The organism is Flagellimonas oceani, assembly GCF_011068285.1.
Lineage (GTDB): Bacteria > Bacteroidota > Bacteroidia > Flavobacteriales > Flavobacteriaceae > Flagellimonas > Flagellimonas oceani.
Genome location: NZ_CP049616.1, coordinates 939,439 through 953,407 on the forward strand (window position 1 = coordinate 939,439; position 13,969 = coordinate 953,407).

At 43.7% G+C, this 13,969-nt stretch carries 14 protein-coding genes; 12 read left to right on the top strand and 2 right to left on the bottom strand.

Going from position 1 to position 13,969, the window contains the following annotated elements:
* The first annotated feature begins 89 nt into the window (after positions 1–89).
* The 11 genes from GVT53_RS04450 to GVT53_RS04500 all read left to right on the top strand — a co-directional run bounded on the left by GVT53_RS04450 (position 90) and on the right by GVT53_RS04500 (position 9,244).
* The gene (locus GVT53_RS04450) at positions 90–1,073 is read left to right on the top strand and encodes an alpha/beta hydrolase (RefSeq protein ID WP_309474620.1); all 984 of its coding nucleotides are present in this window, start codon (positions 90–92) and stop codon (positions 1,071–1,073) included.
* Positions 1,074–1,275: 202 nt separating this feature from the next.
* Complete coding sequence (locus GVT53_RS04455) at positions 1,276–1,749, top strand: Dps family protein (protein ID WP_166247615.1); 474 nt, start codon at positions 1,276–1,278, stop codon at positions 1,747–1,749.
* Between the two features lie 18 nt (positions 1,750–1,767).
* On the top strand, positions 1,768–2,091 hold the full coding sequence (locus tag GVT53_RS04460) for a GNAT family N-acetyltransferase (RefSeq protein ID WP_166247616.1): 324 nt from the start codon (positions 1,768–1,770) through the stop codon (positions 2,089–2,091).
* A gap of 31 nt (positions 2,092–2,122) precedes the next feature.
* Positions 2,123–2,515 carry an OsmC family protein gene (locus GVT53_RS04465; protein WP_166247617.1) on the top strand — a complete coding sequence of 131 codons (393 nt, stop codon included), beginning with the start codon at positions 2,123–2,125 and terminating at the stop codon, positions 2,513–2,515.
* 24 nt (positions 2,516–2,539) lie between these two features.
* Complete coding sequence (locus GVT53_RS04470; RefSeq protein WP_166247618.1) at positions 2,540–2,980, top strand: SRPBCC domain-containing protein; 441 nt, start codon at positions 2,540–2,542, stop codon at positions 2,978–2,980.
* A gap of 19 nt (positions 2,981–2,999) precedes the next feature.
* Positions 3,000–3,968 (top strand): alpha/beta fold hydrolase, encoded by a 969-nt coding sequence (locus GVT53_RS04475; protein ID WP_166247619.1) that lies wholly within the window; start codon positions 3,000–3,002, stop codon positions 3,966–3,968.
* Positions 3,969–4,005: 37 nt separating this feature from the next.
* Positions 4,006–5,391, top strand: a complete 1,386-nt coding sequence (locus tag GVT53_RS04480) for an alpha/beta hydrolase family protein (protein ID WP_166247620.1) — start codon at positions 4,006–4,008, stop codon at positions 5,389–5,391.
* Positions 5,392–5,416: 25 nt separating this feature from the next.
* Complete coding sequence (locus GVT53_RS04485; RefSeq protein WP_166247621.1) at positions 5,417–5,719, top strand: phosphoribosylpyrophosphate synthetase; 303 nt, start codon at positions 5,417–5,419, stop codon at positions 5,717–5,719.
* Between the two features lie 125 nt (positions 5,720–5,844).
* Positions 5,845–6,867, top strand: coding sequence for an L-histidine N(alpha)-methyltransferase (gene egtD, locus GVT53_RS04490; RefSeq protein WP_240905142.1), 1,023 nt, complete (start codon positions 5,845–5,847; stop codon positions 6,865–6,867).
* A gap of 11 nt (positions 6,868–6,878) precedes the next feature.
* Positions 6,879–8,063 (top strand): ergothioneine biosynthesis protein EgtB, encoded by a 1,185-nt coding sequence (gene egtB / locus GVT53_RS04495; protein ID WP_166247622.1) that lies wholly within the window; start codon positions 6,879–6,881, stop codon positions 8,061–8,063.
* Between the two features lie 230 nt (positions 8,064–8,293).
* Complete coding sequence (locus tag GVT53_RS04500; RefSeq protein WP_166247623.1) at positions 8,294–9,244, top strand: LLM class oxidoreductase; 951 nt, start codon at positions 8,294–8,296, stop codon at positions 9,242–9,244.
* Positions 9,245–9,348: 104 nt separating this feature from the next.
* On the opposite strand, the gene GVT53_RS04505 is transcribed toward GVT53_RS04500, so the two are convergent.
* Positions 9,349–9,933, bottom strand: coding sequence for a TetR/AcrR family transcriptional regulator (locus GVT53_RS04505; protein WP_166247624.1), 585 nt, complete (start codon positions 9,931–9,933; stop codon positions 9,349–9,351).
* A gap of 83 nt (positions 9,934–10,016) precedes the next feature.
* Positions 10,017–10,772, bottom strand: a complete 756-nt coding sequence (locus GVT53_RS04510; RefSeq protein WP_166247625.1) for an SDR family NAD(P)-dependent oxidoreductase — start codon at positions 10,770–10,772, stop codon at positions 10,017–10,019.
* 362 nt (positions 10,773–11,134) lie between these two features.
* Between GVT53_RS04510 and GVT53_RS04515 the strand changes: the two genes are divergently transcribed.
* On the top strand, positions 11,135–13,957 hold the full coding sequence (locus GVT53_RS04515) for a M16 family metallopeptidase (protein ID WP_166247626.1): 2,823 nt from the start codon (positions 11,135–11,137) through the stop codon (positions 13,955–13,957).
* The last annotated feature ends 12 nt before the right edge of the window (positions 13,958–13,969 follow it).

The window sequence follows — 13,969 nt, forward strand, 5'->3', positions numbered from 1 at the left end:
ATGTTAAATCAAAAAACAGAAACACTATGAAACAGCTCAAATTAGCAGGAACAGCATTTTTTTTCTTATTAACCATTTTAAATAACAGCATGATGTCACAAACAGTTCCAGGGGAAAAGGACCCCAATATTTCAAAGGATACCCGCGCATTTTTGGCGGTATTGAACAGTGGAGATGGACCACCATTGGAGGAACTTTCCCCTTTAGATGCCCGTCAAGTGTTGGTGGGTGCCCAGAAATCGGTATCCTACGACTATAGCGATATCGAAGAATCGGAAAGAGAGATTACCCAAGACGGCCAGACCATCACCATCCATATCATGAAGCCCAAAGGGGCAAAGGGCATCTTGCCCGTTTTCATGTTCTTCCATGGTGGGGGATGGGTGCTAGGCGATTACCCGACGCACAAACGACTGGTAAGGGATCTGGTCGTGGGAAGCGGGGCAGCGGCTGTATTTCCCGATTATACACCAACGCCGGATGCACAGTTTCCCGTGGCCATCAACCAGGGCTATGCGGCCACCAAATGGGTTGCGGAACATGGTAATGAAATCGGTGTCGACGGCTCCAGATTGGCCGTTGCTGGGAACAGTGTGGGTGGAAACATGTCCACCGTTGTTTCCTTGATGGCCAAGGAGAAAAATGGCCCTAAAATTGCTTTTCAGCTTTTGCTGTGGCCGTTGGTGGATTCCGATACGAGCCGTCCATCCTATAAAAAATATGGCCAAGGCAGGTTTTTAACCACCCCGATCATGGAGTGGATGTGGGATATGTACATTCCCGATCCAGAAGATCGCAAGCAAAAATATGTCTCCCCGGTCAATGCCACTCTGGAGGAGCTGAAAGGATTACCGCCCGCGTTGATCCAGGTTGCTGAAAACGATATCCTTTACGATGAGGGTGTCGCCTATGGCAGAAAGCTTGATGAAGCGGGAGTACCCACCACCACAACGGTGTATCAGGGCATGATCCACGATTATGGCATGTTGAATCCTCTATCCCATATTCCCGGGGTACAGGAAGCGCTGATACAGGCTTCGGCCATGTTACGCGAAGCCTTGTTTGAAGAATAACACAATACATTGAAAAATCATGGCAGTGCCAGCTATAATGGCACTGTCATTTACTGAAAAAATCAAATATCCACCTTATGATTTCATTTGGTATTGCCCACTGGAAATTAGTGGTAATGATATAGGGGTTTTTCGAAACCCTGGCGTCTCCTAAAAAGTAATTCGTGGACGAGGGAAATTATAAGGGTATAAAAAAACAAAAATGAAGGAAATAAACAAGATTGGACTAAATACCGAAAAAAGCAATGAATTGGCCAATTTACTGAATGATCTCTTGGCCGAGTATTCCGTATTCTATCAGAATGTCAGAGGCTATCATTGGAACATTCAGGGGGACAAGTTTTTTGAGCTCCATTCAAAGTTTGAGGAGTTGTACAATGACCTTTTCCATAAAATTGATGAAGTGGCCGAACGCATATTGACCCTTGGTTTTGCCCCGAATTATACGTTCACCTCCTATTTGAAAACGGCAAAAATCAAAGAAAGCGACCAAAGCACTGACGGACCTAGTTCCGTGCAGGAAATCATAGCATCGCTTCAAATCCTTTTATCCAAACAACGCATCTTATTGGATAAATCCGGAGCATTGAACGATGCAGGTACCAATGCTTTGATGAACGATTATATCAGTGAGCAGGAAAAGCTGATTTGGATGTATTCCGCTTATCTAAAATAATAGAGAATAAACAGGTTGATGAAAACTGAATATGAATATAAGGATATACCGCTGGTCAAAAACGAAGAAAAAAGACGTTTTGAAATAGCAATTGAGGGCCGATATGCATTCACCAATTATGGGGAATTTGGCAACCAAATTGCCTTGGTACATACGGAGACCGACCCGGAGATATCTGGGCAGGGTGCGGCCAGTGCACTTATCGAGAAGACCTTGCGGTATTTGGAAGAGAAGCAAATTGAATTACTGCCCTTCTGTCCGTTTGTATTTGCCTATATACGAAGGCACCCGGAGTGGAAGCGCATCGTAAGTAAAAAATTCAAGGGCTATGACAAACTTTAGCCAAAATCAATAACCATATATCTGAAAGCATATGAAAACAAGTGTTGCCACCATCGGGAAACAAAAATATAAGACGGAGATCCAAGCGGGAAACCACATTGTCATCGCCGATGAACCGGAGGATGTGGGTGGAGGAAATTTGGGGTTTACTCCCACAGAACTTCTTGAATCCTCATTGGCGTCCTGTACGGCGATGACCCTACGAATGTATGCGGACAGGAAAGGATGGGATTTGGAAAAGGTAGAGATCAAGGTCGGTTTTAAAAGGAACATGGCCACAGGTGAGGTGACCTTTATGAAAGAAATCCAACTGTTCGGAAACCTACAACCCGAAGAACGTGAACGATTGTTGGAGATGGGGTCAAAATGTCCCATTGAAAAAATGATTACGGGAACTATCTCGGTAACCTCTTATTTGAAATAAAAATCAAGAATTGATTTGACCGTTATGGAAATCAAGACACAAATCATTGTAAATGCCCCACCGAATAAAGTTTGGGCGGTCTTGATGGACTTCGAAAACTACCCCGATTGGAATTCTTTTATAAAAAGGATTACGGGTAAACCAAAAGTTGGTGGCCAAATCTTGGTAAGCATTGTATCGCCCGAAGGGAGGCATATGACATTTAAACCAACAGTACTGGTTTTTGAACATAACAAAGAATTTCGTTGGTTGGGAAAGTTATGGTTTAAAGGTGTATTTGATGGAGAACATACGTTCGAACTTGTGGATAATGGAAACGGCACTACCATTTTCAACCATAGCGAAACCTTTAGGGGGCTATTGGTAAGCCTGTTCAAAAAACAACTTGAAATCAGTACTAGGTCAGGTTTTGAGCGCATGAATAGCGACTTGAAGCAACGAGTGGAAAGCCAGGTGCATGTATAACCGGAAAAGCGAACCAATCATGAAAAATGTAAAACCGTATTTGCTGTTACTATTGATGTTCACATTGGGATGTCAAGAGAATTCAACTGTAGAGAAGCAAACAATGATAAATGAAAGCAAAATGGAACAGATTAAATATAGAACACTGGAAGTTCAAGGATTGAACATTGCCTATCGAGAGGCTGGAAACCCGGAAAACCCCACAATTGTGCTGCTGCATGGATACCCATCCTCTTCACATCAATATCGAAAGGTGTTGGCCCAACTTTCGGATGCATACCATTTAGTGGCTCCGGATTATCCTGGATTCGGGAACAGTGATTTTCCGTCACCGGACGATTATGAATACACTTTTGACAACATTGCAGCAACTATGGATACTTTTTTACAGTTAAAAGGTCTGGATTCTTTTGCGATAATGATGCAGGATTATGGTGCTCCGGTCGGTTTTAGGATCGCTACGGCGCATCCTGAAAAGATCACGGCCATTATTACACAGAATGGAAACGCCTATGAGGAAGGTATTGGGGAAATATGGAAAGGAATCAAAGACCTTTGGGCCAATAGGAACGACAGTACCGAAAAGGCATTGTTACCTGCTTTTACATTGGAAGGTTTACGATGGGACTACACCCACGGAACCCGCAATCCTGAAAATGTGAACCCCGATAGCTGGCATTTGGATTATTTGAGAATGAACCGTCCCCATGCCCATAAAGTCAATTTGGATTTATGGTACGACTATCAAAACAACTTGAAACTATATCCAAAATGGCAAAAGTACCTTAGGGACAATCAACCGCCGCTATTGGTTGTTTGGGGAAAAAATGACGAATATTTTCCCGAAAGTGGCGCCGAAGCCTTTAAAAAAGATGTGAAGAATATTGACTACAATATTTATGATACCGGCCATTTTGCCCTGGAAGAGGACGGAAATAAAATCATACCTAAAATCCGGACCTTTATGGAAGGCGTGGTAAATAAATAGTATAACTTGTGTTGATATTACCTTAAATCAATGTAATATGAAAAAACGTATAGTATTATTGATCATATGGCTATCAACAGCATCATTGGTAGCCCAAGATGTAACGGGTGCATGGGGCGGAACCTTGGATGTCCAAGGAACGCGTCTTCGGGTCGTCTTTAATGTGACCGAGGGCCCAGAGGGGTATATTACCACTCTGGACAGTCCCGACCAAGGCGTTAAGGGCATGCCGGTTACAACGACGGAAGTCGATGGACCGAAGATCACTTTTGGATTGCCGTCAGCCCGGATTACCTATCAGGGCGTGCTAAAGGACAGTTCGATTGTTGGAACCTTTACACAGCACAGTCAAGATTTTCCGTTGACATTGACGAAGCGAACTATGGAGGAAATGGCTGTTGTTCGGCCTCAAGAACCATCCGAGCCCTATCCTTACATCGCTGAAAATGTCACCTTTCCAAACAAGAACGCCAATATCACACTTGCTGGAACCTTGACTCTCCCGCGGGAAAAAGGTCCTTTTCCGGCCGTTGTCCTGATATCGGGAAGCGGTCCTCAGAATAGGGATGAGGAATTGATGGGGCACAAACCCTTTTTGGTACTATCCGATCATTTGACCAGAAACGGTATTGCGGTTTTACGGTATGATGATAGGGGCTTTGGAGCTTCCACCGGTGACTTTGCTTCCGCTACCAGTGCCGATTTTGCCACTGATGTGGTAAGTGCCATTACCTACCTGAAGTCCAGATCGGAAATAGATGGCAAGGCCATCGGGCTCGTTGGCCATAGTGAAGGCGGGCTTATTGCACCCATGGTCGCGGCAGGTTCCAAGGACGTTGCCTTTATGGTCTTGATGGCAGGATCGGGTATTCGAGGGGATAAGTTATTGTTACTGCAGGAGGAATTGATCGAAAGGGTTTTGGGTACGCCCGAACCGGAAATCAAGCAGATGCTCGAGACCAATGGAAAGCTGTTTGATGCCATTGTGAATTCCAAAGATGATACGCGATTAAAATCGGAACTCAGGGATATCTTGGAGGAAGAAGGTGCAGTAACCGTTCCGGAAGGCATGACCAAGGTGGAACTCATTAGCGCACAGATCGGCCAATTCACCTCTCCATGGGTAAAGTATTTTCTACGCTACGACCCATCGAGTAACCTGGGTAAAGTGACATGTCCTGTTTTGGCCATCAATGGTGAGAAGGATCTTCAGGTTCCGCCCCAAGAGAACCTTTCAGCCATTAAAAAGGCCATCAATAAGGGAGGAAATTCGAATGTTACCACTAGGGAATTCAAGGGTTTGAACCATCTTTTTCAGGAAGCGGAAACGGGGTCCCCACTGGAATATGCGAAAATTGAGCAGACCATCGCCCCCGTGGTCCTTAACGCTATTACAGCATGGATCAAAACCCAGACCAATTAATATAGTGACCCATAAAAATAATATAATGAATAGAGATTTTGATACGTTGAGCCAAGCAATGAACGTACTTAGGGATGAAGGTTATGTAGAGGATTTTAACCTAAAACAAAATTGCCTTGAATGCCGCAATGGTGAATACAAGGTGTTCCATGATGAATTTAAGGTGGATGAATATTACCGCTTCGAGGGAATGAGCGATCCCGGGGACTCCAGCGTCCTGTACGCCATTTCTTCGGATAAATACAAGTTAAAAGGGCAACTGGTCAATGGCTATGGCATTTATTCGGAAAGCATTACGGATGAAATGTTGAACAAGCTCAAGGTCTGATGCCTTGCTCAAGGATGTACCAGGCTTGGATTTTGATAATTGAACAAAATCCTTAGTTTATCTATGGCTACTTGGAGTTGTTCCCGACGAAGATAAGGCCGGTTGAATCGGTGGATTATAAATTAGTGAAACCAAAAATTAGGATAAAATTGGATTTAAACGGAAGCAGTACGCTAGTGTCAGGAGTTCAAAGGGAGACCTTTGTACGCTTTAAGGAGGATGTGCTGAAGGGGTTGTCTTCTTCTCCCAAAAATTTGCACCCGAAATATTTTTATGATGAAAAAGGTTCTGCCTTGTTCAGGGAGATCATGGTGCTTCCCGAATACTATTTGACGGGCTGTGAGCTGGACATTTTTAAGAATAAAACCGATGAGCTCGGCAAGATGGTCGCTATGGACGGAACACCCTTCGATTTGATCGAACTGGGTGCAGGTGACGGGTTCAAGTCAACTCATTTACTACGGCACCTTTACCAAGAAAACACAAATTTCAACTATATGCCCATAGATATTTCGGGTACTATTCTTGATATTCTGGGCGGTTCCTTGCAATCGGAATTCCCAGATTTGGAAGTACAACGCTTTGAGGGGGAATATATGGAAATGTTGGCAGAGGCCTGTTCCCGTTCCAACAATCGAAAAGTGGTTCTTTTTTTGGGTGCCAATATCGGGAATATGGAACCGGATGAATGCAAGGGCTTTTGTGCTCAATTGCAAAGCTTGCTCTCTCCGGGCGATATGGTGCTGATCGGGTTCGACCTCAAAAAAGATCCAAAACAGGTATTGAATGCCTACAATGATGCATCAGGGGTGACCTCGAAATTCAATTTGAACCTTTTGGAACGCATCAATCGGGAACTGATGGCCGATTTTGATTTGGACCAATTCGAACATTATCCATCCTATGATCCCATCAGTGGGGCATGTAAGAGCTTTTTGGTCAGTTTACGGAAACAAGAAGTGCGCATCGATGGACATACCATCGGATTTGATAAAAATGAAGTTATCTGTACGGAGATATCCCAAAAGTACGACCTAACGGAAATCCAAAACCTTGCCGAGCAGACCGGATTCCATCTCTACGGAATGATCCATGATTCCAAGAAGTGGTTTGTGGATGCGGTCTGGCAAATCAAAAAAGAAATGTAAAGGAATACGCTATGAACACATTGCCAAGAGAAAAAGTTCGGGAAGAACGAATGGTGGAACGCTATGTACGAGTTAGAAAACAAACAGAGGCCATATGTGCCCCATTGGAAACGGAGGATTATGTGGTGCAGCCCATTGGGGACGTGAGTCCCCCGAAATGGCATTTGGGACATACGACCTGGTTTTTTGAAACCTTTGTCCTGCTTCCCAACTTGGTCGGGTACAAGGAATTTGACCCCAACTTTAATTATGTGTTCAACAGCTATTACGAAACCTTGGGGGCACGTGTGATCCGAACGGATAGGGGAAATATGAGCCGACCTACGGTATCCGAAGTGTTTCGTTACCGACACTACGTGGACGAGCATATCGATCTACTGCTCGGGAAATCGGACATTTCCAAGGAACTGTGCGATATTCTGGAATTGGGCCTACAGCATGAACAGCAACACCAGGAACTTTTGTATATGGACATCAAATATATCTTGGGGCACAACCCCCTGTTTCCTGCCTATTCCCATGAGTCAATTTTTGATGAACCACAGATTGAACGGGAAACGCCCATTGCTTTTTCGGAAGGCGCCTGTTGGATAGGGCATAAGGGTAAAGGCTTTTGTTTCGACAATGAAAAGGGAAGACATTTGGTGTATCTGGATGCTTTTGAGATTGCTCCGCAACCAGTCAGCAATGGCGCGTATATGGAGTTTATGGAAGATGGTGGATATTCCGATTTCAGGTTTTGGCACGCATCGGGTTGGGATTGGGTGAACAAGAACCAGATCAAGGCGCCCTTGTATTGGCATTGGATAGATGGACAATGGATGAAATATGGTTTCAAGGGCCTTGAGGATATTGATGCCAATGAAGCAGTTTGCCATATCAGCTATTATGAAGCAGCCGCATTTGCTGCATGGAAAGGAAAAAGATTGCCCACCGAAATGGAGTGGGAGTTGGCTTCCAATCAAATAAAATGGGGACATCGATGGGAATGGACGGAAAGTGCCTATCTGCCCTATCCCAAGTTCAAAAAGGCAAAGGGGGCCATAGGGGAATATAATGGGAAGTTCATGGTCGATCAAATGGTCTTGCGAGGGGCGTCGGTGGCAACACCCAAAGGACATAGTCGCAGGACGTACAGGAATTTTTTCCAGACCGATCGAAGATGGCAATTTTCAGGTGTGCGATTGGCACAATAAAGATTTAGGGAGCTACTATTTTCACTTTTAATGGAATTGTAGCATTTAATAAGATTGAAGTTTGGGGCGGCCCCTTTTTAAACCAGGGAACCTTTGGTGGGAAGGGCATGCTCCAATAAAAGAGACCCAAAAATACCATTTGAAAAATGGGTCCGGAAGGGTAGTTCCCAAACTATGGATGGGGAATATTGGTACGATGAGCAGGTGAAACAAATATTTAAATTATTCAAATGAGTGCATTTACTGAAATTGCGACCAAAGGTCGACTGACCTTGGGACTTGTATTTCCCTTGGAAGCCTATAGTGGTTCCATTGCAACCATGAAAAATCAAGAACAACTGGCCAAACGAGCTGAAGAACTCGGTTTTAAAGCTTTATGGTTTAGGGATGTGCCGTTCAATGATCCAAATTTTGGTGATGCGGGACAATTATATGATCCTTGGGTCTATATGACCCACATAATGAATCACACCACCAAAATTGCTTTGGGCAGTGCCAGTATCATTTTGCCATTACGTCATCCGGTACACACGGTCAAGGCAATGAACAGTATTCAACTACTTTCAAATCAACGTTTGGTGTTGGGTGTTGCCTCTGGGGACCGACCTATTGAATATCCAGCATTCAATCGGCAACTGGAACATAAATCAGAACTCTTTAGGGACAGTTTTCAGTATATCAAGGCCTTACAGGAAGATTTTCCAAAGTACAATTCAGAATTTTATGGCAGGACCAATGGCGGGATTGACCTACTTCCAAAATATCGTCAAAAGACACCAATTTTTGTTACCGGACATTCTGGACAATCCTTGGATTGGATAGCAAAACATTCGGATGGTTGGTTATACTATCCAAGGGATTTTAAAAAACTGCAACTCATGATGCAGCTCTGGAAGGAGGCACTAAAAAACAGTCAAGTCGATTGGAAACCGTTCATGCAATCTTTGTACATTGACCTCAAAACGGACCCAAATACCAAACCAACGCCTCTCCATCTCGGATTTAGATCAGGTTTGGAATATTTAAATTCCCATTTAAAATTATTGGAAATGTATGGTGTGAACCATGTCATGCTAAACTTAAAATATGCCTCACGACCAGCAGGGGAATTGATAGAAGAAATTGGTGAAAAAATAATTCCAAATTTTTCTTCACTTGATCAAATGGCCTTGAAGAAATAGTCGGGGATTGCTGTTTGCTTTACATGCTGAACGGGAATACGTCTTCGTAAGGTGGTATTCCTGTTATGTGCCCGTGGAAGCTTTATATAGGGAGGGCAATAAAATCAAGCCCTTAAAGCCGATAGTGACACATTGACAATATCCTCGAACATTTTCTTGTCCGCATCAAATTTAACCGTCACACGCAGACCGTTAAGTGCATTGAATATAAATCTGGCCAAGGAACGGGCCGGATATTCATCTGTAAATACACCCCTGCGCTGTCCCTCCAGAATAACCTTGTACAGTGCCTCTTCCGTATCACGCATGATGGCATTGGCAATCGTCGCGATATCGGAATCCACCGGGGCCAATTCGACCACTGAATTCACCACAAAGCAACCTTTGGAGCTATGGTCGGATAGGGCCTCTTCCTTAACGGACCCGAAAAGGAATCGGATGTAGGCTTCCACATCCACGATGGCTTCGGTTCCCTGCAGTGCGGGATCGATTTTTTCCTTTCGGTATTGGAGCAGTGCCTTGACAAAAAGGGAATGCTTGTCACCAAAGGTGTCGTAAAGGCTTGAGCGACTGATACCAAGATTGTCGACCAGATCCTGTGCGGAAGTGGCATTGTAGCCTTTTCGCCAAAACAGGTCCATGGCCTTGTCGAGGACCTCTTGTTCGTCAAATACCCTGGGTCTTGCCATTGTAAAATCTTTGTATGGAAGGTTAACCCCACCATACAAAGATAAAAATTCGGGAACGAATGTTCCGTTTTTTGATAAAAAAATTATAGGCGTACCGCATTCACGGAAGCGCCACTGTCAATAGTGAATTCAGCGCCCGAAATAAATGAAGCGTCATCAGCGGAAAGATAGGTGATCAACTTGGCCACTTCCTCAGGTTGGGCAAATCTATTGAAGGGCATGAATTTCTCCTTTAGGAAATTGTGTACTTCCTCGGTTCCCAAGTCTCCCCTGTAGATCATGTCCGTTTCTGTCATGGCAGGCGCCACGGTATTGACCCTGATCTTTCTATGCGCCAGTTCAACGGCTGCGGATTTGCTGTAGGCCGTCAATGCAGCCTTGCTCGCGGAATAGATACTGGTTCCCGTGGCATAGGTATAGGCACTGACTGAAGTTAGGTGAACGATGGCAGCACCATCATTGAGTATCGGAACAAATTTTTCGGTCGTGAACACGGCACCTTTAAAGTTGATGTCCGAAATAGTATCGAAAACCTCCTCGGTAAGCTGTCCAACGGGTTCTTGAAACGAAACACCTGCATTGACCAGCAATATGTCAACTTTTCCAAATTTTGACTGTACCTGGGCCACTAAATTTTCAGTATCCGCAAGCTTTGCCGCATCGGCACGAATACCGGTGGCTTGTCCACCGAGTTTTCCCACGGCCTCGTCAAGGTTTTTTTGATTACGGCCCGTGATGACCACTTGGGCACCTTCTTCAATAAATGTTTTTGCAGTTGCAAATCCAATGCCCGCGCTACCTCCTGTAACTACGGCGATCTTGTCTTTTAATCGACTCATTTTTTGTTATTTTAATTAATTATGGAATAATCGTTCCGCAAATATAATCAATTACGGAACATTCATTCCGTATTTTTTGTCGGAATATTTTAATGGATAAGAACTGTGTATCTATGCCACTATCCAAAACGTATTCAAAGCATGGAAAAAAGTCCTTTACGGTTTGGTAACGATCCAAAAAAAAAAAATTACAAAGTTCGATGCCAGACTGCTTTTTGTACACATTGTTAAACTCCTTCGAGGTGTATGGAAAGTATTTATAATTAACATTTTTTTAACACTTTGGTTCTGGGTTGTTCCAATGTCGCGGACGTCCATGTATATAAAGGGCACAAAAACATACGTACCCTATCCCAGAAGAAATGTTTATAGAGAAACCTTTATTCGCAGTTATGCTATTCGTGTTGACCAACGCTGGCTTACATGGACAGGATTTGGATAGTGCAATGCCTGCCCAAAAAGATGTCCGCACGGATACGCTGGCCAATGGCATGACCTATTATCTATTTCATACCGATGTTGTGGCCAATGTGGCCAGTTACTACTTGGTTCAAAATGTAGGGTCTGTTTTGGAGAATGAAGAACAATTGGGGTTGGCCCATTTCTTGGAACATATGGCCTTCAAAGGAACGCACTTTAAGGGTCAAGGTCTTTTGAACACCTTGGAAAGGGCAGGGGCGGTCTTTGGAAGGGATATCAATGCCCATACGTCATACGATGAAACGGTATTCCATATCAATCATATTCCGATAGCGGATACCCTAATCAATACCTGCTTGGAAGTGCTGTATGGTTGGTCCAATAATTTATTGTTGTCGGAGCAAGACATCGATGAAGAAAGGCGGGTAATCGTTGAAGAGAACAGAGTACGACAAAATGGAAGATTGCGCATTTATGAAAAGCATGCCTCCTCGCGCTTCCACAATTCAATTTATGCCCAAAGAATGCCTATGGGAAGTATGGATGTCGTCCAAAATTTTGAATATAAAACCTTACGAGAGTTCTACCACAATTGGTACCGCACAGATTTGCAGGCCATAGTAATAATTGGAGATTTTAAACTAGATGATATGGAAGAGAGAATCAGAAATAAATTTTCAGGGATACCCAGGGTAAAAAACCCAAAAAAGCGCGATGATTTCAATGTGGACGAAAACCACGAACTGATATATAACTTGGCCACGGACAAAGAGGTCGCTACTACCGGTATCAATTTTTTCATCAAGCATTGTGATGGGACAGGAGCCGATACGGTCGGCGACTTTAAATCCTCCTTGATTAGGTCGATGGCCCTATCCATGCTCAACAGCAGGCTGAAGGAATGTCAACAACAAACGGATGTCCCTTTCCTGCATACATCGGTCAAATATTCCAAATTGACCCGAGGTACAAAACAGTTCTCGATTGAAATCTACCCCAAGACCCCGGATGTACAGCAAGAAGCTTTTGCATTGGTCATTAAAGAATTGAATAGAGCGGTCAAGTATGGTTTTACGGATACGGAGATTAAAAGGGCCAAAAAGAAGTTCTTAAAAATCTTTGAGGACCAAAGGGCCAATGAGGACAATCTCTCACACAAGGATATGGCCGATTTGGTCAAAAGAAACTTCCTCGAACATAAAACGATTCCCGATTTTACGGCCAAAAACAGCATTGTAAAGCAATTGCTCGAGCAGATTACCGCCATGGAAGTCCATAATGAATTTCGAAAGCTCTATACAAAAAAGAATCAAGTATTGTTGGTCACCGGGGTTGAAGGAAAAGATAATCTATCCAGGCAACAAGCGATTTCCATTATGGATGACGCTGAACAGGATCCGTCCATAACCCCCTATGTAGACAGGTCTGAAGATCAAGACTTAATTGCCGGCGTTCACATCGAGGCCGGAAAAATTGTTAGAGAGAGCGAACTGGACGATATAGGGGCTACTGTTATCGAATTGAGCAATGGTGCCACGGTTTTCTTTAAATATTCCGATAAGACAAAGAACAACATATGTCTGGAGGCCTTTAGCTATGGAGGTAAATCATTGCTTGATGACAAGGAAATCCCATCGGCGGCACTCTTGATGCATTTCGTGGAGAAGTCTGGCCTGGGACAGTATTCCGCCCAAGAACTCGAAAAGGTTTTGGCAGGAAAAACAGCGGGTACAGCTATAATGCTATCCGATCAGAGCGAGTCCATTCTCGGACATGCGGTAAGGGAAAATGCTGAGACTTTGTTGCAACTGGTGCACCTCAGATTTGTAAGCCCTCGATGGGACCCTGAGGTTTTTCAGAGATTGAAAAAGGATCTTGCCTATACCCTGAAAATAAAGAAGGAGGATATTGGATATAAAATCAATGACGGTCTAATTACCGCCCTCTATGGAAATAAAAGCCGCAGGCACAGGATATGGGACCGATCATTTGTAGATGACCTGGATTTCAATGTAATGCAGAAAATCTATTCCGAACGTTTCAATCCCGCTTCCGATTTTAAATTTTTTATTGTCGGAGATATCGAAATAGCATGTTTAAGGCCCCTATTGGAAACCTATATCGCAAGTATCCCGATCAAAAACAAAACTTCTGAAAATTGGAAGAACAGTGAGGAGAAATGGCTTGGCCGAACCATTAAAAAACAAGTTTTTCTAGCTATGGAGGAGCCAAAGGCGTCCGTGTACATCGGGTACAGGAATAGCATGCGGTATTCATTGAAGAATACGGTATTGTCGCAGACCGTAGCGGCGATGTTGCAGCAACGTTTTATGAAAACCTTAAGGGAGGCCGAAGGGGGTACCTATGGTACTTCGGTGCGAACATCGGTGGTCAGGATTCCCAAGGAGCAGGCGAAAATGACCATTGCTTTTGACTGTAATCCCGAAATGACCGAAAAGTTGATCGGAATCGTTTATCGGGAAATCGAAAAAATGAGCCATGGACATATTGATACATCCGATCTGAGCAAGACACTGAGAAGCCACGAGAACTCAAGAAAAACCCAAAAGAATTATATGGATCATGATATGAAGCGGTTAATAACTTATGTGTTGGAAGGATATGATATGGACCATCCCAAAAACCATGAGGATGTCCTGGACTCCATAACACCTAAGGCAATCCAGCAATTTGCGCAACAAATGTTTGATGGTGCCGACACTTTTGAGGTTATATTCAGACCAAAGGAAAAGAATGAATCTTAATGTTGTACCATT